Origin of the sequence: Rhizobium sp. RAF36 (assembly GCF_052114105.1) — a bacterium.
Lineage (GTDB): Bacteria > Pseudomonadota > Alphaproteobacteria > Rhizobiales > Rhizobiaceae > Rhizobium.
Map to the genome: position 1 here is coordinate 80,433 of NZ_JBFREC010000005.1, position 19,164 is coordinate 99,596.

The 19,164-nt window shown below is 59.6% G+C and carries 23 protein-coding genes and 3 tRNA genes; 6 read left to right on the forward strand and 20 right to left on the reverse strand.

Translation table 11 applies throughout. The features are described from left to right. Position 1 precedes the first annotated feature (1 nt). The 6 genes from AB4Z25_RS18380 to AB4Z25_RS18405 all read right to left on the reverse strand — a co-directional run bounded on the left by AB4Z25_RS18380 (position 2) and on the right by AB4Z25_RS18405 (position 2,445). On the reverse strand, positions 2-397 hold the full coding sequence (locus AB4Z25_RS18380; protein WP_442208853.1) for a four helix bundle protein: 396 nt from the start codon (positions 395-397) through the stop codon (positions 2-4). A 36-nt stretch (positions 398-433) separates the two neighbouring features. Beyond that, complete coding sequence (locus AB4Z25_RS18385) at positions 434-1,036, reverse strand: NADH-quinone oxidoreductase subunit C (RefSeq protein ID WP_112389671.1); 603 nt, start codon at positions 1,034-1,036, stop codon at positions 434-436. 18 nt (positions 1,037-1,054) lie between these two features. After that, the gene (locus AB4Z25_RS18390; RefSeq protein ID WP_112389670.1) at positions 1,055-1,639 is read right to left on the reverse strand and encodes a NuoB/complex I 20 kDa subunit family protein; all 585 of its coding nucleotides are present in this window, start codon (positions 1,637-1,639) and stop codon (positions 1,055-1,057) included. Next, complete coding sequence (locus tag AB4Z25_RS18395; RefSeq protein ID WP_112389750.1) at positions 1,630-1,995, reverse strand: NADH-quinone oxidoreductase subunit A; 366 nt, start codon at positions 1,993-1,995, stop codon at positions 1,630-1,632. The genes AB4Z25_RS18390 and AB4Z25_RS18395 overlap by 10 nt, the downstream gene beginning before the upstream one ends. Before the next feature lie 246 nt (positions 1,996-2,241). Next, positions 2,242-2,318: transfer RNA gene (locus AB4Z25_RS18400), tRNA-Asp, on the reverse strand. Between the two features lie 50 nt (positions 2,319-2,368). Further along, positions 2,369-2,445 (reverse strand) — tRNA-Asp (locus tag AB4Z25_RS18405). Positions 2,446-2,844: 399 nt separating this feature from the next. Here AB4Z25_RS18405 and AB4Z25_RS18410 point away from each other — a divergent pair. Continuing rightward, a tRNA-Val gene (locus AB4Z25_RS18410) sits at positions 2,845-2,920 on the forward strand. A 5-nt stretch (positions 2,921-2,925) separates the two neighbouring features. Here the strand turns inward: AB4Z25_RS18410 and AB4Z25_RS18415 are convergent. The 5 genes from AB4Z25_RS18415 to AB4Z25_RS18435 are packed head-to-tail and all read right to left on the reverse strand — an operon-like array spanning position 2,926 to position 5,275. After that, entirely contained in the window at positions 2,926-4,092 is a 1,167-nt protein-coding gene (locus AB4Z25_RS18415) for a site-specific integrase (protein ID WP_442208796.1), read from the reverse strand. Continuing rightward, the gene (locus tag AB4Z25_RS18420; RefSeq protein WP_442208797.1) at positions 4,089-4,340 is read right to left on the reverse strand and encodes a helix-turn-helix transcriptional regulator; all 252 of its coding nucleotides are present in this window, start codon (positions 4,338-4,340) and stop codon (positions 4,089-4,091) included. The genes AB4Z25_RS18415 and AB4Z25_RS18420 overlap by 4 nt, the downstream gene beginning before the upstream one ends. Beyond that, positions 4,337-4,591, reverse strand: coding sequence for a hypothetical protein (locus AB4Z25_RS18425; RefSeq protein WP_442208798.1), 255 nt, complete (start codon positions 4,589-4,591; stop codon positions 4,337-4,339). Before AB4Z25_RS18425 ends, AB4Z25_RS18420 begins: the two co-directional genes overlap by 4 nt. Then, positions 4,579-5,100, reverse strand: a complete 522-nt coding sequence (locus AB4Z25_RS18430) for a hypothetical protein (RefSeq protein WP_442208799.1) — start codon at positions 5,098-5,100, stop codon at positions 4,579-4,581. The genes AB4Z25_RS18425 and AB4Z25_RS18430 overlap by 13 nt, the downstream gene beginning before the upstream one ends. Positions 5,101-5,140: 40 nt before the next feature. Continuing rightward, a complete protein-coding gene (locus AB4Z25_RS18435) occupies positions 5,141-5,275 on the reverse strand; it encodes a hypothetical protein (RefSeq protein ID WP_442208800.1) in 135 nt (44 codons plus the stop codon). A 165-nt stretch (positions 5,276-5,440) separates the two neighbouring features. On the opposite strand from AB4Z25_RS18435, the gene AB4Z25_RS18440 reads away from it, so the two are divergent. Together AB4Z25_RS18440 and AB4Z25_RS18445 are read left to right on the forward strand one after the other, a co-directional pair. Continuing rightward, positions 5,441-5,878 carry a hypothetical protein gene (locus tag AB4Z25_RS18440; protein ID WP_442208801.1) on the forward strand — a complete coding sequence of 146 codons (438 nt, stop codon included), beginning with the start codon at positions 5,441-5,443 and terminating at the stop codon, positions 5,876-5,878. Between the two features lie 128 nt (positions 5,879-6,006). Continuing rightward, a complete protein-coding gene (locus AB4Z25_RS18445) occupies positions 6,007-6,579 on the forward strand; it encodes a hypothetical protein (RefSeq protein WP_442208802.1) in 573 nt (190 codons plus the stop codon). Between the two features lie 111 nt (positions 6,580-6,690). On the opposite strand, the gene AB4Z25_RS18450 is transcribed toward AB4Z25_RS18445, so the two are convergent. The 7 genes from AB4Z25_RS18450 to AB4Z25_RS18480 all read right to left on the reverse strand — a co-directional run bounded on the left by AB4Z25_RS18450 (position 6,691) and on the right by AB4Z25_RS18480 (position 13,799). Next, positions 6,691-9,864, reverse strand: a complete 3,174-nt coding sequence (locus tag AB4Z25_RS18450) for a phage tail length tape measure family protein (protein ID WP_442208804.1) — start codon at positions 9,862-9,864, stop codon at positions 6,691-6,693. Continuing rightward, positions 9,857-10,177, reverse strand: coding sequence for a hypothetical protein (locus tag AB4Z25_RS18455; RefSeq protein ID WP_442208805.1), 321 nt, complete (start codon positions 10,175-10,177; stop codon positions 9,857-9,859). Before AB4Z25_RS18455 ends, AB4Z25_RS18450 begins: the two co-directional genes overlap by 8 nt. Before the next feature lie 148 nt (positions 10,178-10,325). Continuing rightward, a complete protein-coding gene (locus AB4Z25_RS18460) occupies positions 10,326-11,630 on the reverse strand; it encodes a phage major capsid protein (protein ID WP_442208807.1) in 1,305 nt (434 codons plus the stop codon). A 179-nt stretch (positions 11,631-11,809) separates the two neighbouring features. After that, the gene (locus AB4Z25_RS18465; protein WP_442208809.1) at positions 11,810-12,064 is read right to left on the reverse strand and encodes a hypothetical protein; all 255 of its coding nucleotides are present in this window, start codon (positions 12,062-12,064) and stop codon (positions 11,810-11,812) included. Between the two features lie 131 nt (positions 12,065-12,195). Continuing rightward, complete coding sequence (locus AB4Z25_RS18470; protein ID WP_442208811.1) at positions 12,196-12,477, reverse strand: hypothetical protein; 282 nt, start codon at positions 12,475-12,477, stop codon at positions 12,196-12,198. Positions 12,478-12,591: 114 nt separating this feature from the next. Next, positions 12,592-13,530 carry a hypothetical protein gene (locus AB4Z25_RS18475; RefSeq protein WP_442208812.1) on the reverse strand — a complete coding sequence of 313 codons (939 nt, stop codon included), beginning with the start codon at positions 13,528-13,530 and terminating at the stop codon, positions 12,592-12,594. Next, complete coding sequence (locus AB4Z25_RS18480) at positions 13,527-13,799, reverse strand: hypothetical protein (protein WP_442208813.1); 273 nt, start codon at positions 13,797-13,799, stop codon at positions 13,527-13,529. Before AB4Z25_RS18480 ends, AB4Z25_RS18475 begins: the two co-directional genes overlap by 4 nt. A 122-nt stretch (positions 13,800-13,921) precedes the next feature. Between AB4Z25_RS18480 and AB4Z25_RS18485 the strand changes: the two genes are divergently transcribed. Then, positions 13,922-14,527: a class I SAM-dependent methyltransferase gene (locus AB4Z25_RS18485; protein WP_112537423.1), complete on the forward strand. Its 606-nt coding sequence runs from the start codon at positions 13,922-13,924 to the stop codon at positions 14,525-14,527. A gap of 42 nt (positions 14,528-14,569) precedes the next feature. Here AB4Z25_RS18485 and AB4Z25_RS18490 read toward each other — a convergent pair whose 3' ends face one another. Further along, the gene (locus AB4Z25_RS18490) at positions 14,570-14,992 is read right to left on the reverse strand and encodes a (R)-mandelonitrile lyase (protein WP_112537424.1); all 423 of its coding nucleotides are present in this window, start codon (positions 14,990-14,992) and stop codon (positions 14,570-14,572) included. 79 nt (positions 14,993-15,071) lie between these two features. Here AB4Z25_RS18490 and AB4Z25_RS18495 point away from each other — a divergent pair, with 79 nt between their 5' ends. Then, positions 15,072-15,578 (forward strand): DUF3833 family protein, encoded by a 507-nt coding sequence (locus AB4Z25_RS18495; protein WP_112537425.1) that lies wholly within the window; start codon positions 15,072-15,074, stop codon positions 15,576-15,578. A gap of 91 nt (positions 15,579-15,669) precedes the next feature. Beyond that, positions 15,670-16,656: an aldo/keto reductase gene (locus tag AB4Z25_RS18500; protein WP_112537426.1), complete on the forward strand. Its 987-nt coding sequence runs from the start codon at positions 15,670-15,672 to the stop codon at positions 16,654-16,656. Positions 16,657-16,938: 282 nt separating this feature from the next. Here AB4Z25_RS18500 and AB4Z25_RS18505 read toward each other — a convergent pair whose 3' ends face one another. Continuing rightward, entirely contained in the window at positions 16,939-19,137 is a 2,199-nt protein-coding gene (locus AB4Z25_RS18505; RefSeq protein ID WP_112537579.1) for an esterase-like activity of phytase family protein, read from the reverse strand. Positions 19,138-19,164: the final 27 nt, after the last annotated feature.

The following is a 19,164-nucleotide window of genomic DNA, read 5'->3' on the forward strand; positions in this document are numbered from 1 at the left end:
ATTAATTCTTGCGATCATTCCGTTCATCCAGCAGACCTCTGATCAGCGACCTCAGCATTTTTCCGATCTCCTCACTTAACGCCATCGCCGTTTCCAGCTTGGCCGCCGGCACGATCCCGACTCGGGAGGAAAGTATCAAATGCGTTTCCAATTCCTTCAGTGACCCTTGGGCGATCCGCAAGTGCTGGACATAAGAGCCCGTGACATTGCGACCATGACCTTCCGCGATATTCGCCGCTACCGATCCAGCAGCGCGACGTATCTGAGAAACCAGTCCGTAGACTTCTTCTCTTGGAAACTCCCTCGTGAGATCGTAGCACTCCACCGCCAAATCCATGGCGCGCTGCCAGACCTTTAAATCTCTGTAGGAATTGATCGTCTGCCTGTTCCTTCCTATTGCCTACTGGCTACTGGCTACTGCCTAAAACCTAATTCACTGCTTCGCCTTCTCATCGCCCGGCAGCACATAATCCGTGCCTTCCCATGGCGACATGAAGTCGAAGTTGCGGAATTCCTGCTTCAGCTCGACCGGCTCGTAGACAACGCGCTTGGCAGCGTCGTCATAGCGGACTTCGACGAAACCGGTCGTCGGGAAGTCCTTGCGCAGCGGATGCCCTTCGAAACCGTAGTCGGTCAGGATTCGGCGCAGGTCCGGGTGGCCGGTGAAGAGAACGCCGTACATGTCCCAAGTCTCGCGCTCGAACCAGTCGGCGCCCGGATAAACGGCGCAGGCCGAGGGGACCGGCGTGTCTTCGTCGGTCGCGACCTTGATGCGGATGCGCAGGTTCTGCTTCGGAGACAGAAGGTGATAGACGACATCGAAACGCAGCTCGCGCTGCGGCCAGTCGACGCCGCAGATGTCGATCATGTTGACGAAGCCGCACTTGGCATCATCACGCAGGAACGTCAGCAACGCGATCAGGTTTTCACCTGTCGTCGTCAGGGTCAATTCGCCGAACTTCAGCTGCGACGCGGCAACCAGGTTGCCACGCGCTTCCGAGATATAGGACGACAGCTCAGTGAGGGCTTCGCTCATATGTCTTGTCCTTAACCCTTACCGCTCGATCGTGCCGGTGCGCCGGATCTTCTTCTGCAGCAGGAGCACGCCGTAAAGCAGAGCCTCTGCCGTGGGGGGACAGCCCGGCACGTAGATGTCGATCGGCACGACGCGGTCGCAGCCGCGAACAACCGAATAGGAATAGTGATAGTAGCCGCCGCCATTGGCGCAGGAGCCCATCGAGATGACGTAACGCGGCTCAGGCATCTGGTCATAGACCTTGCGGAGCGCAGGCGCCATCTTATTGGTCAGCGTGCCGGCGACGATCATGACGTCGGACTGGCGCGGCGAAGCGCGCGGCGCAAAGCCAAAGCGCTCGACGTCGTAACGCGGCATCGACAGCTGCATCATTTCGACGGCGCAGCAAGCGAGACCGAAGGTCATCCACATCAGCGAGCCGGTACGGGCCCAGTTGATCAGCTCGTCGGTCGAGGTGACGAGAAAGCCCTTGTCGGCGAGCTCGTTGTTGATTTCGCCGAAGAAGGCGTCATTGGCGCCGATCGGCTTGCCGGTCGAGGGATCGATGATCCCCTTCGGGGCCTGAGAAACGAGCGGCTGATTGCCGGCGGGGGTCACTCCCATTCCAGGGCTCCCTTCTTCCATTCATAGATAAAGCCGATGGTCAGCACGAAGAGGAAGACCATCATGGACCAGAAGCCGAACCAGCCGATGGCGCCGAAGGAAACGGCCCAGGGGAACAGGAAGGCGACTTCGAGGTCGAAGATGATGAAGAGAATCGACACGAGATAGAAGCGGATGTCGAACTTCATGCGGGCATCGTCGAAGGCATTGAAACCGCATTCGTAGGCAGAGAGCTTTTCCGAATCAGGCGCCTTGAAGGCAACGGCGAACGGCGCAATCAGAAGCGCCAGGCCGATAACGAGAGCGATACCAATGAAAATAGCGATCGGAATGTAATTACCGAGCAGTTCAGTCATCATGTTCATCCCTGCTTGCCGGCTGCGCCGGGCGGCGCAATGGGCAAATGCCCGGCAAGCGAACGTGCGTTGCAACAAGCCGTGGTTAGCGCAGGCTGAGCCACGGCGCAAGACTTTTAGAAGACCAATTCAAGCTACGATGATGCGACATTATCAAGCAGATGCAACGATGTCGCGACAAATCCGCTTAGGTTGCGGAAGGCTGCATGGCAGCCCACGAAATTCTGCATGGCTTGGAGGAGAAAATGGCGCGAGTGACGGGGCTCGAACCCGCGACCTCCGGCGTGACAGGCCGGCACTCTAACCGACTGAGCTACACCCGCGCATTGCGGAGGCGATGACCGGAATGTGCCTTTCAGCACTTGCTTTGAAATGGCGCGAGTGACGGGGCTCGAACCCGCGACCTCCGGCGTGACAGGCCGGCACTCTAACCAACTGAGCTACACCCGCATTCATTTCAAGCAATCCGGAGGCTTTCGCTTCCTTACCGAGGCGGGCTCGCCGCTTCGATGAGCGGCTAACTAAGGGGTTCGCATTTGAGTGTCAAGCAGGTTTGGAGACAAATCCATGACAGCACGGAAATTGTTTTGGATGCAGCCCGCAAGTGCCTGAAACTTCGCGCGAAGCAGACGCCGCGTGGGGCCTTCTCGCACCGATCCCTATATAGAGATCCGCCCGGCGTTACTCGCCCGCGTACTCCCCTTCTCTTTTCCACAAGCCGAAAAGCCTGCGTTGCCGCGCCCTTTCCAAAAAAATCAAAAAATCTTCACAAACACTCTTGCGGTTTTTTCCCGATCCGCATAGATCACGGCCACCGACGCGGCGGGCTGAACAGGCTTCGTGACGCGAGGGCGATTAGCTCAGTTGGTAGAGCGCCTCGTTTACACCGAGGATGTCGGGAGTTCGAGTCTCTCATCGCCCACCATTCCCTTATTTCCCATTTGATTTTGCATCGCTTTTTGCCTCGTTTGTCTCATTTCGCTTTTTGCCCTTCAAAAGTGAGACACTTTGCTTCTCCGAAGCCCTCTCACGGCGCCTGAAGGCGTTACGCGCCATCTTCCGTTTATTCGCCTTGTCGATGTAGATTTGAGCCGTCCGCAGGTTCGTCCATCCGAAGATGGCGCAAAGCTCCGGAGCGCTGGCGCCGTTCTCAGCCAGCGCCACCGCTGCGGCCTTCCGAAGGCCGTGCGAAGAGCAGTCCGGCAGGTGCGCGTCATTGCACCAATCCCGCATCTTGTTGCCAAGGCCAGCGGTCACGAACGGCTTGCCGAAGGACGTCACCAGGTAGGCGTCCGCGCCGATCTCAGTGGCGGCAATAGCCGCGATCAACTCGTCTGTCATCGGCGCCTCGATCGTCACCGGTCCGAACCGTTTCCGGTTCTTCTTGACCGTGAACCGGAGCCAGCGCTCACCCTTGATTATTGTCTCGTTACGGGGACCGATCCCGGCAGCATCCGATAGACGGGCGCCGATATTGATCATGATCTCCATCGCCAGGCGCGGCTTGGTGCCAAGCGGATAGAATTCGCGAAACTGGTCCAACTCTTCCGGCGTCCAGGTGTGGAAGCCCTCACTACCGACATTGATGGCGGCGACACCCACGGCCGGGTTATGTGTGGCAAGCTTCTTTTCGATCGCCCAATTGAAGAGAGCCTTAATGACCTTCACCAGCTTGTCGGCAGCGCCCGGCTTGTCGCGGCGCTTTAGCTGGCTCTTCTCCATGTCCTCTTTGCGATACTTCTTATATGGCAGCTCGCCGGCGCCCTCGCAGAACCGCGTCAGGACGCTACGCTTATCGCGCTGCGTATCACGGTCGAAGCGCTGGAAGAGGTCCGATCGGTAATACTGGTCGCAGAGCCAGTTGAATGTGTCCTCTCGCGCAGTCACTTTCGCTGGTGCAGCGGCGATCGTCCCGTCGATGGAGGCCAGCGCCGCCCAATACTCATCCATGAAGGCTTTCGATATCTCGCCCGGCCGTGATTCGAATGCGGCCTTGATGCGGATCTTCGGCGCGCCCTTCTTGCGCACGTAATAGCGCCCGTTCCCTCTCCGATCCGGATCGAAAACGCAGAAGCGCGGCAGTCTCGGCTTGATCATGCGACAACCCCATCGAAGGGGTTGTCGCCATCGTCTTCAGCCTCCTGCGCATCCTGCAGGCGGTCCCACGCTTCGCGAAGCCTGTTCGTGTCCCAAAGCGTCACGCCACCAACCGATCGGCCTTCCGGCATATATCCGCGCTTGATCCAGATATCGAACGTCGAGGGTGAGATCGCCAGTGACGCCGCCGCTTCGTCGCGGCGAAGTGCAAAGCGTGGGATCGAGATTTCGCGAAGCGAGGCCTTCATGCCGTGTTCCTTTTGCCGATCGCCTTTCGGCTCTCAAGCTCGATCTCTTCAAGCAGCTCCATCACGTAAAGGAGTGAAGACACGCAGCAATCGATTGAACGGGCAACAGCTGACACCCGCCTTGCCTCGCTCTGGTCTGCTGGCTCGGTGTTGTAGGCAACGATCGCGGCGCATTCCAACGCGCCTTGAATGTCCGTCAGTCGGCCGACGATCTTTCTCAGTGGCAGAGGTTCGACCTTCAATCGCTCCATGTTGGCACCTCCCCGACCTTTCTAACGAAATTCGTGACCCATCTTTCAAAGTCATCCCAGCCGCCATCGTCGGCGCGGGCGCGGCCATAATAGTGAGAATAGCCCAGCGAATTTCCTGCCAGCGATATGACGGGCTCTTCGCGAACAAGGTATTCCCAAATCGAGCCGTCCACGCTCACCAGGTAGATCCCATCGCCATCAAACGGCTGGAACGTCACGTCACCCTGCAGGCAAAAGCGGAAAGACCCGTCCTGGCGGACGCTGTAGAATTCCGGGTGCAATTTCGATGCTGGGTTCATGCGCTGCAGAATGTCGCGCAGCTGAGAAATGCAATTCTCGAGCTGCTGCTCGTCGGTGAGCTGCGGTAGCCGGGAGGTCGTCTCGGCTGCCGCAGCGCTGGCCGCCACTGGCAATGTTGCGGCGGTGCCAGCGGCGGCGATCTGGAAGAATTTGCGGCGAGAGACGACACTTGCGCCCCGGCCACCATTTGCGTTATGGTCCGTCTGCATTTGATACCTTTCAGGTGTTTGAAAAGCCGACGCGGGTTCTCTAGGCCGCTGCGTCGGCTTTTTTCGTTTCTGCTTCTTGCTCCGCAGCTAAGCCCTTCAGGATGAGCCTTCTAACTGCGCCCGCCCTGGTGCGTACCCGGTTATCGAAGCTCCAGTCGTCAATTTGCTCAATCATGCTCGGCTCCATCATGACGGGGAGCCTCACGGTCTTCGCTTGCATTTTCGCCTCACGTTATCGATGCAATCTGCACTGCATGTGCCGATTTTTCGAGCATTGATCTTTTGCGGGGATTAGTCAATACATGACGGTGCAAGGTGTGCCGATTTTTAGGTGATAAGTATGGTCGAGCCGCGTGAACATCGAATTCACATGTACCTCTCCGAAGAAGAGAAGGAGGCCATTGACGACTGGCGCTTCAAAAATCGCATTGCGACACGGTCTGACGCTATTCGCCGCCTATGCCAAATCGGCCTTGCAGTGGGTGACGAGATGGAAGGAATGGTCCAAGCGGCCGAGCAGATCTTCATCACGATACCTGTCGAACTTATGCGAGAGATTTCCGACAGCCCAAAGAAAGACAGCGATACTCTCCTCAAGATATACAAGGCTTGGGACGAGCGGATGACGAAGCCAGCTGGCGAGCTGCACGACACCCTACTGATCCTCTCCCAGGTGGCGAAGGCGATCACGTTCAAGGAAGACATCGAGGATGCGAAGCGCATCGCCAAAGAGCGACTGGACCTCCTCGCTGAACTGAGGGAGCGCAATCCGAGATGAGGACGGGTCGGCAGATTTGCGGACCCGATCAAGTCGCCAACTTGGCGACTTGAAACGCGGTGGAACAGCTCCCCCGCCTTTTTTTGAGGAGTCGCCAACTTGGCGAACCCTGATCAGCAAACGACAGCTTGTCGGCTGCTGCAGCCGCACAAACCGCTATGAAAGGCTCCTCGATGCTTACAATCAACAAAAGCGGATTCAGGGTTATGCCTGCTATTTCCGACAACGAACTTGCTGGAATAGGCTTGATTGCGCACAATTGGTCCCATCTGGAGTTTCTCCTAGGCGCTTATGTCACGGCCGCTAACAATGGAGAGCCATTTGATAGCGGCCGCGGCAACCGAGCATCTTTCGTCGAAAGAGCGCGCTTTCTGAAAGAACAGGCGCAAGCCCAACTTCTCCCGCCATGGGCGAAACAGATAGGTTTGATTTGTGACGATGCTCTGTCGATCAAGACACAGCGAGATCAGGCCGTGCATGGCGTGTGGGGTTCTGAGAACGGGAAGGCCGGCGTCACTCAAGTTAGTGGCGGAAAAGGTGGCCAGTCGCGTGTTATAGATTTCGGGAAAATGAGGGATTTTGCCTTGAAGATCGACGCCATCAACGCCCGCATTCTTGAGGTTCTCATCTCCAGCTGCGAGCAGGGTAAAACCGAGTATTCTACCGGACAGGATAGCTGGAAGGCGATGAAGATAAGCTGACCCCTCGCGTAGGCGTCAGCGAAACGGGCCTGCAAAGCTGCAGACCCGATCAAAGTTCTCAAGTTGCGAACATGAAAAGTGGACAGATTTAGCCGTCAATCACCCCGGCGACTATCTTCGGGCGAGGCTCCCTGTCAATCCGAACTGCGATTTCATGGCGCTGCGAGATTGAGATCCAGGCGTGTTGATCTTGTCGGCCACAGCCTGATCGATGATGACGTCCAGCTGTAGACCATCGGCGGTATTGCGCTTCTGCACCTTCACGTCGGAACCGTTGTTGTTCATCACCTTGACATCGACGTTGACGTTTGCCGCCTGCGGGCCACTGGTGCGGCTGCTGGATGGCGCGTATCCTCCGGCGCCACCCATCGCGTAACCTCGTTTTCCAAGACGCATCGCCTCTACGGTCGCCACACCGCCGGCACGCTCAATATCGCTCTGGCTCCAGACGACTTCCCCACGATGGACGATGCCAGCCGGATCATTGACACCGCCCGGCCCGGTATAGCCACCGCCTGAAAGCCCCAGAAATGCGCCGTAAGTGGTGTTCGGCGCCCAGAAAGAGCTGGTGGGCGAAACGCCACCGAAGAAACCGCCTATCTTCCCAAGAAGCTCCGAGAAGAAACCACCGCCGCCGCCCTGCTGTATATTCCCAAGCGACTGGCCGAACTGACCAAGCCCATTGCCAAAGGTGCTCAGGCCCTGCGCGGCATTTCCAACGGCAGGACCGAGTCCCCGCATATCGCCGACAGTCGAGGCTGTCGTGTCTCCGAGTCTACTCAGGCTTGCGTTGAACTTGTTGACATATTCCGTTCCTGACGTTCCAAGGATGTCCCTGGCAGCACCGTTCCCGCCCACCGATCCGGGCCCTCCGAACCACGCCTGCGCAGCCCCCGAAGCACCATACTTCCCGACATAGCCACCAAATACCTTTTGGAAGACCGCATCTTGGGCCGATGACGACGCGAGAAAGGCCGATGGTGTCATGCTGTAGCCGAGCGCTTGCTGCGTCCACGGCCCTACGTTGGCACCCATCACCTGATAAGCACCGTAAGCGCGATCACCGCTACGCGTGAGCGGTCCTAGAGCCGAGTAATTGCCACCGCTCTCGTTCGCCTTGATGGCTGCGGCAAAATTCGCAATGCTGCCCACCGCCGCATTGTCGTTGGCGGCGCCGACACCGAGAAGCTTGGAAAGCGTGGTGTTGGCCGCAAAATTATCGTTTGCGGGCGCGGCCGAAGCTCCTGAGAACAACTTGCTCAGCAGTCCGCTGCCCGATCCGGTTCCATTCCCAACCAGACCGTTCACCAGCTGATCGATAAGCCGGTCGGTCATCTTGGTGAGAACATTGTTCAAAGCGTTCAGGATGGCATTGCCCAGCGCCTGGCCGAGACCATCACCCTTCAGAAGCCCGTCCCTGAAATCAGAGAAGAAGCCTTTGACGCCGTCGCGCAGTTCCTGAAGCCGGATGTTATCGCGGATGAGGCCCGCTTCGGCCGAAGAGAAATCTACCGGCTGACCGGCACTACGAAGACGGCCAGCGATCTGCTGATCTTCATCAGAGCGAAAGATCTGGTCGCGCTCGAACTGGAGATCGTTCCTGAGCTGCAGACGCGCATAAAGATCGGCCAAACGGCCCATCTCTGCCGCCTTCTGCTTGATAAGCTCGATCTCCTGTTCATCGACCTTCGTGTTATTGCGGGCGGCCTCTTCCCTAAGCTGAGCCGTCAACTGGTAAGCCTCCCGCAAAGCGGTCTGCTCGCCGATGGTCTTGCCGATCAGAGAGATATCGAGCTGCTGGCTATTAACACTCTCGTTCAGTGAACGAACGCGCTCGCGCTGCGCTTCGGCAAGCTGATGCTCAGCAGCGATCCGCGCCTGCATCCCGGCCAGATCGATGCGATAGTCGCGGTCAGTGGTGCTTTCACTCGGGTTGAACTGCGCAGCCGCGGAGGCCCTGGCGGCCGCCTCCTTCTCCGCCGGGGAGCGGGCCGCCACCTCTTGCCGCAAAGCGGCAATACGGTCCTGTTGCTGCTTGAACAGCGAAGGCGTCCGGTCAGATGCAGACTGCGCGTCCCGTTCAGGGCTGAAGACGCCAAGCGGGTCGAGCGGCGCCAGCGTGCCGATCTGCGTCAGGAGATCCTTGGTCTTGCTGATCTCCGTATTGATCTGCAGGAACTGCTTGGCAGCCTCCAGGATCTTGTTGCTGAACTTCTCATATTCCGGGTTGATGCGGGTAATCTCGGAGATCGCATCAATGAACTTCTCGCCCTCGATCCGACCGTCGCGAATACCCTTGTCCAGATCATTGAAGGCTCCAGCGAAAGGCTTGTAGTCGGGGAAAACGTTGAAGAACGCCTGCCCGCCCTTGCCAGGCGTCTGCATACTGCCGAACTGCATCCGCAGCTCGCGCGCCGCCTGCAGTTGATACTTCTGCATCTCGTCCAGATCGCCCTTCGTCGCTGCTACCGCGATCTGCTGTTCAGCGGCGGAGTATGATTTCGCACCCTGCTCTGCAACGCCGTAGGCCTCACGAAGCGAGGCGATATTTGCTCGATGCTTTTCGATCACCTGATCGACGTTCTCTAGCGAGACCTCGCTGCGCTTGGCGTACATGATTGCCGCCGTACCGGCCGCCGCCAGCGCCAGTGGCATAGCACCGATCGTCGTAACCACGGAGGTGGCGAAAGACTCCACGTCTCCCAAGGCGTTCTTGAGACCACCTGGCCCGCCATAGAGCTGCGCGACTTGCGGACCCTGCTGCGCGGCGATCATTCCAAGCGGCATGCCGGAAGCGAGACCCTGCGCGATATCGAAGCCTTGATACCCAAGGTTCTGGCGCCGCCCGGCCGCGTTGTCATTGGCGACCGGAGATGCGCGGTCCTGCGCCAGGCGAACACGCTCGATGTCATTGATCTGCTTCTGCTTCAACATCGCAATATCGCGGGTAAACTCCTCCTCCGAAATAACACCCCGGCGCAGTGCCAGCTGATATGTCTCGATGGTCTTGACCATCTGCTGTTCGGCCCTCGCCTGCACTTTGAACAGCGGGTCGAAACCAGCCCGCAGTTTATCGACCGCCTGCGCAGTCCGGTCGATGGAGACAGGCAGATCGCTGGAATAGATCCGCTGCTGGCGCTCCATCGCGGCCTGCACCCTCGCCTGCGCCTGCTCCTGCCGGATGCCGAGGTGATCAAGCGCTTGCTCGTATTTTCTGGCTCCGGCCTCGGCGGAACTGGCATCAATCACCAGTTCGACGATTTTCCGTTCTGTTGTGCTAGCCATCAGCCTTAGCCTCCAAGAGTTGATCGATCGGCGTCCACGCGGTCACCAGGCTGACAAGGGGAATTTCAATCTTCGGGGGCTGCGAGTTGGCGACGACGCTTGCCACGAGGTCTCGCGCCAGTCGCTTCTTATGCTCCCTCATGAGCTGATCTGCCGACTGCAGCGCCTTGTAGTAGGTCTCAGCGAGCGCCAGCACGTTCGTCAGCGCCCGATTGGCGCTCTCGATCGTCGCTGCATGGGCCTCGGACCCGCGGCGCAGCGCTTCCACTTCCGCTGTGAGGATCTTGATCTTTCGCTGCGCTTCTTCGCTCATTGTGGCTCTTTCCGAAAGTGAGATGAGGGTGGGGAATTTCCCCACCCTGCAAGCCTTGCAGACCTTGACCCCTGATACGAAACGTGGGCGCGGGGAGGTCAGCTTTCCGTTTTCGGCCTAGCTCGTCGGCCTCGTGGGTAACGCGCCCCTATTCTCCGAGTGCGATCTCGAAATCGCCCTTAATCAGCGCAGCAGCGCGCTTGACGGCGAAAGCCAGGCGCTCCTCGCCCCGGATGGTCAGCATGTTCTTGATGAAGTTGTCGCGGTCCTCGTCGGAGACCAAGACTTCCGGATCCATGCGGTCGTAGATCTGCGTAGCCGTCTCGAACGCGCCGACGAGGAAATCACCGACCGCCATGGAATTAGTCCACACGACGGGGAGCCCCCAGAGCGTGCCGGGTCCGCCCGACCAAGGGCCGTTCGACAGGTAGTTACCATCGGCATCCTTGATACCGAGCATCCCCAACCAGTCGCGAGTATTCAGGATGATGCCGGAGGCAGGCAGGTCTGCCTCTTCCGCCTGGCTGATCGCATGGCGGATAACGTCAATGCGGGTGTCCGTGCTTTCCACAATCCGAGTGAGGTCGAAAGCCGTTGCCTGCGGCATCATCCCATTGAGGTTCTGGCCTGTTCCGTCGCCGTACAGAAGCTGGCTTTCTTCCTTGACGGCAAGGCCATAGCGCAGCGAACTATCAACGAGCGTAGCGAGCTGCGGCGCATCTTCCATGACCTGGCGCGAGGCGGGGATCCAGTGCGCAATCGTGCGCACCGGCGTATCGGCTAGCTCATATTCGAGGGAACTTTCCGGCTTCTGATCGCCCTCGGCAACCGCTGCGGCATTGTTGACGAAGGTCTTTTCCTTGAAGTACTCGACCGAGTTAGAGCCGGTCTTGCCCTGCCCGCACAGCGCGCGAACGGTCAGACGGCGCCGGGGCAGCAAAACGCCATTCGAGTCGCGATCGGAGCGGATCAACGCCCCTCCAGACGTGCTGATCGAGGTCAACGCGTTGTTGACGCCGATTTTCGCCTTGCCCTTGCAGCTGTTAGCGACGAACTGCTTGTAATCCTGGCTCTGTGTTACCGTCTGCCCCCAGGACGCGGGATCACCGCCAGAATTGCGCCGGCGGCCAGCGCCAGACTGCTCAAGATCGGTCTGGCGGGTGGCGATCTGCTCAACACGATTTTCCAGACGATCCGCGCGATCACCGAAATCGGCCATGCGCGTCACCTCGTTTTTGAGGTTCCGGAGCAGTTCCGGCAGCGGATCAGTTTCGGAGCGCACCGAAGAGAGGACGCCTTTCGGGCGGGCGGCGGCCATAAGAACGGCGGCGGCACTCGGCATGCGAACAGTTTTATTCATGATGTTTGCCTCAACGTGAGGCGGCGTGGGGAATTGCCAAGGGCCAAAACTACCAATCGCCGCCGTTAATGAAAACGGATCATCCCGCGCCAAGCGCGTTCAGTATTTGCGACTGGTTCGGCAGCATCTCGCATGCCGGTGGGCCAGGCGGACCAAGATTTGACCCTCGGACCTCGGCAGCGTCTCGCATGCCTTGTTCGCAGAGATATGCCGATCGCGCATGCCAGTCAATGCCCCTTGGCGGCGGCTGTGGAAAAGCCACGTTATCGGCATCACTGAAGCGCCTTCCCGATGAGCGCCCCAGCCTCTATGCGGTTAGCCATCTCTCGGAACGCTTCTGCGGTCTTGTGCGGACCATCGACGACACTCGACTGGACCGCTGCGAAGCTCAAAAGCCGGTCGATGATGAGCGGCAGAGGGATGCCGTCTGCGAGCATGACCCGAACCGCTCCGGTGATCAGTTGATCGGCTGCAGCCTTGCGGGAAAATAAATCTGCGTCATTCGCGGGATTGTTGTTGTCAGGCATATTTTTGCTAACCTTTTCAATTGCTTGTCGGGCGTGAAAACTGAGATATCGGCTCACGAAGCCCAATTTGTGCGTGGGAAGAAAAAAATTATCTGCGTGAGAGGGGCGCGGGTGTACAGGGATCGACCCTTCTAGACTTTTGACCCGCCCCCGCCCTCGATGACGGTCAGGCTCGGCCGCATGTCTTCAGCGTCGTCGAGGTGCGGATCTGGCGCGTCGTAGTCCTCGATCGAGTTGGCAATGCACCTAAACACGGTGGCGGCATGCTCGCGGCCAACCTCTTCAATCGTCATCTCTTGAGCGCGGATGGATAGCGCCACGCGCAGCTGCTGAGCGTTTACACCCTCGGCTAGTAGCCTCGCGCACAGCTCAGCCACCTCGGCACGTGCGTAGTCCCAATTCTGGTTCACCATGATCCTGAGCGCTCCTCGCGCTGTTTCTGGCTGTCGTGATAGGCCTTGCTGACGGTCTGGATATTGTTCTTGTCCCAGAACAATGCCGGGTCTCCGCGGTGAGGGATAACGTGGTCAGCTACTGGACTGTTGGGGGCCGGGTGCTTGCCGATGCAGAGAACGCCAGTCTTCTGGCAAATGAGATGATCTCGGACGATCACCTCCTCCCGCAGCTTCTTCCAGGCTCTGGTGTTGTAGAGGGCTCTGCCAGCATCTTCCTGATCTCTGCGCCGGGTACGCTGCGCTTCCGCTTCCTTCCTCGACTCTGGCGCGGCCGTTGCGCCTGATAGCCGAGGCGCAATCGTCTTCAACCGTGGTGGAAGTGATCTCAGTCTGCCCATGTTCGTCAGCCTCTTTTGCCGCGTTGCAACCACTGGATGAGGCGCTCGCCTCCTCCTTCCTCGAAAGCCCTTTTCCACCTGTCCACGCGGTAAAAGAGAGAGATATTTTATCTGCAGTCTCTGAAGTACTCAGACGTTTGAACCCTATGGCTCGTGCAATCCAGCCAAGCCACAGGTCACAGGTGATCTTGATGATGTTGGTGAGGCTCTTGCCGTGCTCCTGCGGACGCTCGCGGACGCTGATATGCGACAGCTCCTTCGAGCGGGCCTTCCGGATAGCGTTCTGCACCGACGTGCGGCTGACACCAGCCAGGCGCGCAATCTCGTCGATACACAGATCGCAGTAGCCCCTCCGCTTGCACTGCTCACCGATGACGGACAGCGCCGCGCGCTCGGCTTCAGTGTACCGGGCGCGCACCTTGTCGGGCATATTGCCGCCACTCCCCCAGACGCGACGACGCTCAACCTCTTTCTGTCGCTCCTCGGTCGTAGGCCGCTGCCTCCGTGCCGTCGTGACCACCCGATCAATCGAGTTTGAGGCAGCCTGTTTGAGGTGGGATTGTGTCGCTGCGCGTGTGCCCTGCCCGCTCTCGAAATAACGATCGCGCCTCGGGTCCGCCCCAAAGCGGCCCAGCGATCGAAGAAGGGCAGCGGATGCCTGATACTCGCTCATTCTGCGGCCCTCGGAAATCGAAGCGCATGAGCTAGTTTCGACGCCGTGACGGCATCCCTGATACTGAGCTCAAATCGAGCCATCAGCTCAAGCAGGGGATTGCCGCGCACCTCATCCGAATTGCGGCTGAACCAGAGCGCCGCTCCGGCTATTTCCGGTGAGACATCGAATTTTGTCGAGCACTGTTTTTGCTCAATATTTTCTGACGTCTCATTTCCGCGTAAGTCATTGGTATCACGGCGAGCGTGCCGTATCTCATCGCCCACCATTCTTTTCCCAAGTTAAATCTCAGATATTTGATCCCACATCGCGGCTCCGATGTTGGCGCTCCCGCGTCTTTCGGCTACTTGGCAGTCAGTGAAGTAGAATTGCCCCGGATAAGGCGAGAATCATGAAGACACGCGAAGAACGGCAGGCGCAGCGTGCGGCGATGCCGCGGACACAGCTTTCGGCTCACCATATGGAGAATGCCAGGCTTCTCCCGGATCGCGGCGAGCTGCTCTACCGCATCCCGAATGGCGGAATCGGGGTCGAGGTGGGCGTTGCCTTCGGTGAATATACCGCCGAGATCATCGAGAAGAATCGGCCGTCCCAGCTTTTCCTCATCGATCCCTGGGGGATGGACCGCTATAGCTCCGGCCTGCACGACGTCCACACGAAGTTCGAGGCCGAAATCGCCTCTGGTCAGGTCAAACTGATGCAGGGCACCTCGCTGGAGAAGCTGGCCGAATTCGAGGACGGTTTTCTCGACTGGGCCTATATCGACACCGACCATTCCTTCGAGCTCACCTGGCAGGAACTGCTGCTTTGCGAGAAGAAGGTGAAGCGGACGGGGCGGATTGCCGGGCATGATTTCTGCACCGGCAATACCGTGAAGCCGATCGTCTATGGCGTCGTCGAGGCGGTCACCAAGCTCTGCAAGGATTACGGCTGGCAGTTCGAGTTCCTGACCGTCGAATCACACGCGCATTTTTCCTATTGCCTGAAGCGGCTCTGATGCCGCGCGGCGATCGGCAGACCGCCGATCGCCCGCTTCCGCCTAGGCCTGGCGCGAAACGGTCCAGCTCTTTCCTGCATATTGATCGTCGCTGACATGCTCCATCCAATCGACCGGGGAACCGTTCAGCGCCTCCTGGATGGCGATGTGGCTCATCGCCGTGTCGGGTGCAGCACCATGCCAGTGCTTTTCGCCGGGCTCAAACCAGACGACGTCGCCAGTGCGGATTTCGCGGGTGTCCTGCCCCCAGACCTGTACCAGGCCTCGTCCCGAGGTCACGATCAGCGTCTGTCCGAGGGGGTGCGTATGCCAGGCCGTGCGGGCGCCCGGTTCGAAGGTGACGGTGGCGGCGCGCACCCGCGCCGGATCCGGGCCTTCGACGATCGGATCGAGGCGGACGGTGCCGGTGAAATAGTCGGCGGATGGCCTGGTCGAGGGCCGCGATCCGGCCTGCTTGATGTCCATTTTGATTCTCCTGCGATTGATCCGGTGCGTCAGCCGAAACGTAGGTCAGGAACAGGCTGATTTGAAGTGGAGGAAGACCATGCGCCGCACCGGTCTTATCATTATCGCCGCCATGCTTGCCATCATCGCCCTGCCGCATCTGGCGAGTGCCCGCGATTTCGCGCTCGAGGATTTCTTTGCCGGGCGCAGCGTGGCCGAGGGCGAGTTCAAGGCGATCAACGGCGTCGATCGCAAGTTCCGCGTGGCGCTGACCGGCCGCTGGAACGGCAAGCAGCTCACGCTTCGGGAGGACTTTGTCTACGCGGATGGCATTCGCGAGCGAAAAACCTGGCGATTCGTCAAAACGGCGCCGGGGCGCTACAGCGGCACCCGCGAGGATGTCGTTGGTCCTGCCGAGGTAGTGATCAAAGGCGATGTGGCGCGCTACAGCTATCTCGTCGATATCGCGCCGGGCCCCAAGCAGAACATCGTGCGTTTCCACGATACGATCCGCCGCCAGCCGGACGGGACGCTGCTCAACACCGCCTGGGTCAGCAAATTCGGCTTCCCTGTCGCCACTGTCCGGGTCACCTTCTCGAAGAAGTGAGACCCTGCCCTATCTCCCTTGCGGTCGCACGCTTGCCGCCATTTGCGGCGGCTGCTAGTTGCGATGCAGTTTCATCACGAGGGAGATTTCCATGAAAGAGCATAGTTTCGGCCGCATGCCGTTCTCGGTCACCAATATCGGCTTCGGCGCCTGGCAGATCGGGGGCTCCTGGGGCGATGTCAGCGAGGCTGATGGACGCGCCGCACTCAACGCCGCGCTCGATGCCGGCATGACCTTCATCGATACCGCCGATGTCTATGGTGACGGCCGCTCGGAAAAGATCGTCGCCGATGTGCTGAAGAGCCGCGGCGGCAAGCGGCCGATGGTCGCCACCAAGGCCGGCCGCCGTCTCAACCCGCATGTCGCCGACGGCTATACCAAGGCGAACCTCGAAGGCTTCATCGATCGCAGCCTGAAGAATCTCGAGGTCGACAGTCTCGACCTCGTGCAGCTGCACTGCCCTCCGACGGAAGTGCTCTACCGCGCCGAAGTGTTCGAAGGTCTGAACGAGCTGCAGAAGGCCGGCAAGATCAAGGGCTATGGCGTCAGCGTCGAGAAGGTAGAGGAAGCCCTAAAGGCCATTGAATTCCCGGGCGTCGAGAGCATCCAGATCATCTACAACATCTTCCGGCAGCGTCCTGATCACCTGTTCTTCCAGGAAGCCCGCCGCAAGAATGTCGCGGTCATTGCCCGCGTGCCGTTGGCCAGCGGCCTGCTCTCCGGCAAGATCACCCGCGACACCAAGTTCGCCAGCGACGACCACCGCAACTTCAACCGCAACGGCGAAGCCTTCGATGTCGGCGAGACCTTTGCCGGCGTGCCCTTCGAAGTCGGCCTGCAAGCGGTCGAGGAAGTGCGCAAGCTGGTGCCCGCGGGCACCACGATGGCGGCCTTTGCACTCCGCTGGATCCTGATGCACGAAGCCGTCACCGTGGTCATCCCCGGCGCGCGCAATGGCGAGCAGGCGAAAGCCAATGCAGCCGCTGCCAGCCTTGCGCCGCTTTCGCATGATGTGATGGCCGCGACACGCGAGATCTACGAGCGGCTGATTGCGCCGCATGTGCATCATCGCTGGTAGGGTTTGCGTATATTGGAATGAGAGACGGCCGGGTTGTTCCGGCCGTTTTTTTGTTTGCACCCACCCTTCCCTCATTCCTGTGCTTGTCACAGGAATCCAGCCGACGCGCGTCTGCGCGGCGGAAAGACTCTCTTCTGCCCAAAGACTTGGGCAGACTGGATCCCTGTGACAAGCACAGGGATGAGGGAGGCTTCGGGGAGCTACCCAACGCCAAACACTCCCAAACAGCAAAAAAGCCGGGCTTTCGCCCGGCCTTCCTAATCTCATCCAGCTATCGCCAGCTCAGTTCGTGCCAACAAGGTTGACCGGGAAGAACAGGGTCTCGCCGGAGGAGTCGCTGACGCCGTCGTTGTCGGTGACGGCGTAGGGCTTGCCCGAGGCGTCGAAGGCGAAGCCTTCGAGCTTGTCGAGGACGTAGCCGTTGGTTGCCGTCTTCAGTTCGTCGAGGAAGTCGTGGGCTTCCGCCTTCTTGACGACAGGCAGCTCGCCGCCGAGCTTGGCGGGCTTCAGGTCGGAAATGGCGACCTTGTAGAGCTTCTTCAGCTTGGCAGCATCGCCGACCAAGTTGTCGCGCTCGATGATGTAGACGCTGTCGCCATGAGCGGAGATTTCCGAGAGGCCGACCCAGCCGTTTTCAGACTTGTCGAGCGGGTAGCGAACAGCACCCCATTCCTTGCTCTTCGGATTGTAGGAGACGAGCTTGACGAAGCCCTTCTTGTCGTCCTTCCACTCGCGCTGGACAGCCATCCACAGCGTTGCGTCGTCGCCGGAGCCGACGATCGTCACGCCTTCGAAGCCGTAGCGGATCTCGTTATCCGTCAGTTCCTTCGGCAGCGCGATCTCTTCCTTGATCTCGCCCTTCGGGTTGACGTGGTAGAGAGCGTGCGGCGTGAGCTTCTCGCTATTGCCTTCGGAGGCCAGCCAGAACCAGCCCTTGGCATCGACGGCGATGCCTTCAATGTCGAGCTTCTGGGCAGCCGCACCATCGCGCTTGACTGTCAGCGCGTCGGTGATGAGAGCGGGCTTCTTCGTCGCGTCGATCGTGTAGATCGTCGGCTGATTGCCGAGAACGCTGTCGGAAACGGCAAAGAGCTGGCCGGCCTTTTCAGGAACGGCTGCAAGGCCGGAAAGGGCTGCGAAACCGATCGGGTTGCCGTCCTTCTCCGCCGAGACGATCTGCGGATAGGCCTTCTCGCCTTCGGCACGCTCATAGATCATGACGTGCGAGCGCGGGCCGCCATCTTCGCCGAGATCGACTTCGTTGGCGGTGGCAAACAGGTTGCGGCTCGGGATGGCGACAGCGCCCTCAGGCGAAACGCCCGACGGCAGGATCTGCAGTAGTTCCGGATCGGCACCGGTGTCCTTGAAGACGCCGACGACGGAGGCGCGCTCGGCGAGCAGGAAGAACAGCTGATCGTCGCCGAACTTGGCGGCCTCGAGGCCTTCGGGCTCGACGCCCTTGGCGGACGAGCGTCCCTCCGGATAGTGGCTGAGATGGGCAACGGCGCGCTCGAACGAGGCGCCGGATTCGTAGAGAACCTTGCCGGTCTTGTCGAAGATGGTGAAGCCGCGCGAGCCGCCTTCATAATCGCCTTCGTTGGCGACGACGAGACGGTTGTCGTCCAGCCACTTGACGGCGTCGGGCTCGCGAAGGACGCCCTTCGCTTCGCCGGTGAACTTCAGCTGACCGTCCTTCTTGGTGTCGATACCAGAGAGATCGGTGCTGCCGGCGGTGAAATGCGTCTTCACGGTGCCGGTCTTGCCGTCGATGATGACGATCTCGTTGTTTTCCTGCAGCGTCAGGGCGATTTCGTCCTGACCGTTGAAGGAGACGAATTCGGGCTCCGGATCCTCAGGCGCAACAGCCGAGAGACCCGTCAGGGTGACATGCTTGATGGTGCCGCAATCGACGGCGCCAGCCTTGACTTCGAAGATCACCAGATCGCCTGCCGGCATCTGCGGGATCTTGCCGTCGTTGACGTCTTCATCACGCTCGTTCTCGATGGCGATGGTGCCGAGCGTCTTGTCTTTGTTGAGGGCGATCGAGTCCGGCTGACCGCCGAGGTCGCAGGTATTCTCGATCTTCTTGGTGGCAACATCGACGATCGCCAGACGGCCCGACGGCTTCACCTTGCTTTCGCTGGTGTTGACGGCGACGAGCGCCTTGCCAGCCGTCGAAGTAACCGACGTCGGTTCACCGTCCATCATCAGCGCGCCCAGGGCCTTCGGGGCCTTGGCGTCGGTGATATCGACGAAGCCGATCGCGCCGAGCGGGCTGTCGCTGTAGACAAGCGTGTTGCCGTCATCGGTGGCGGTGATGATTTCGGCGGAGGTCGTCGAAAGCTTGTCCTTGCCTTCGGGCAGGTTCGAAGCGACCGGAAAAGATGCGATGCGGTTGAAAACAGGCTCGGCAGCCGCCGGAAAGGCAACGGAAGCCAGAAGCACGGCAGCGAGCGCTGCCTTGCGCGATGAAATAGTCATGAAATCCCCCATGCGTCGAAAAATCGA

Excerpts from the sequence above, each read along its gene's own strand:
- AB4Z25_RS18455 (WP_442208805.1), bottom strand. The coding sequence starts at position 10,177 with ATGAGCGAAGAAGCGCAGCGAAAGATCAAGATCCTCACAGCGGAAGTG.
- AB4Z25_RS18430 (WP_442208799.1), bottom strand. The coding sequence starts at position 5,100 with ATGCAGACGGACCATAACGCAAATGGTGGCCGGGGCGCAAGTGTCGTC.
- AB4Z25_RS18475 (WP_442208812.1), bottom strand. The coding sequence starts at position 13,530 with ATGAGCGAGTATCAGGCATCCGCTGCCCTTCTTCGATCGCTGGGCCGC.
- AB4Z25_RS18495 (WP_112537425.1), top strand. The coding sequence starts at position 15,072 with ATGCGCCGCACCGGTCTTATCATTATCGCCGCCATGCTTGCCATCATC.
- AB4Z25_RS18505 (WP_112537579.1), bottom strand. The coding sequence starts at position 19,137 with ATGACTATTTCATCGCGCAAGGCAGCGCTCGCTGCCGTGCTTCTGGCT.
- AB4Z25_RS18480 (WP_442208813.1), bottom strand. The coding sequence starts at position 13,799 with ATGGTGGGCGATGAGATACGGCACGCTCGCCGTGATACCAATGACTTA.
- AB4Z25_RS18435 (WP_442208800.1), bottom strand. The coding sequence starts at position 5,275 with ATGATTGAGCAAATTGACGACTGGAGCTTCGATAACCGGGTACGCACC.
- AB4Z25_RS18425 (WP_442208798.1), bottom strand. The coding sequence starts at position 4,591 with ATGGAGCGATTGAAGGTCGAACCTCTGCCACTGAGAAAGATCGTCGGC.
- AB4Z25_RS18420 (WP_442208797.1), bottom strand. The coding sequence starts at position 4,340 with ATGAAGGCCTCGCTTCGCGAAATCTCGATCCCACGCTTTGCACTTCGC.
- AB4Z25_RS18390 (WP_112389670.1), bottom strand. The coding sequence starts at position 1,639 with ATGGGAGTGACCCCCGCCGGCAATCAGCCGCTCGTTTCTCAGGCCCCG.
- AB4Z25_RS18450 (WP_442208804.1), bottom strand. The coding sequence starts at position 9,864 with ATGGCTAGCACAACAGAACGGAAAATCGTCGAACTGGTGATTGATGCC.
- AB4Z25_RS18415 (WP_442208796.1), bottom strand. The coding sequence starts at position 4,092 with ATGATCAAGCCGAGACTGCCGCGCTTCTGCGTTTTCGATCCGGATCGG.
- AB4Z25_RS18500 (WP_112537426.1), top strand. The coding sequence starts at position 15,670 with ATGAAAGAGCATAGTTTCGGCCGCATGCCGTTCTCGGTCACCAATATC.
- AB4Z25_RS18395 (WP_112389750.1), bottom strand. The coding sequence starts at position 1,995 with ATGACTGAACTGCTCGGTAATTACATTCCGATCGCTATTTTCATTGGT.
- AB4Z25_RS18470 (WP_442208811.1), bottom strand. The coding sequence starts at position 12,477 with ATGGTGAACCAGAATTGGGACTACGCACGTGCCGAGGTGGCTGAGCTG.
- AB4Z25_RS18440 (WP_442208801.1), top strand. The coding sequence starts at position 5,441 with ATGGTCGAGCCGCGTGAACATCGAATTCACATGTACCTCTCCGAAGAA.
- AB4Z25_RS18490 (WP_112537424.1), bottom strand. The coding sequence starts at position 14,992 with ATGGACATCAAGCAGGCCGGATCGCGGCCCTCGACCAGGCCATCCGCC.
- AB4Z25_RS18385 (WP_112389671.1), bottom strand. The coding sequence starts at position 1,036 with ATGAGCGAAGCCCTCACTGAGCTGTCGTCCTATATCTCGGAAGCGCGT.
- AB4Z25_RS18465 (WP_442208809.1), bottom strand. The coding sequence starts at position 12,064 with ATGCCTGACAACAACAATCCCGCGAATGACGCAGATTTATTTTCCCGC.
- AB4Z25_RS18485 (WP_112537423.1), top strand. The coding sequence starts at position 13,922 with ATGAAGACACGCGAAGAACGGCAGGCGCAGCGTGCGGCGATGCCGCGG.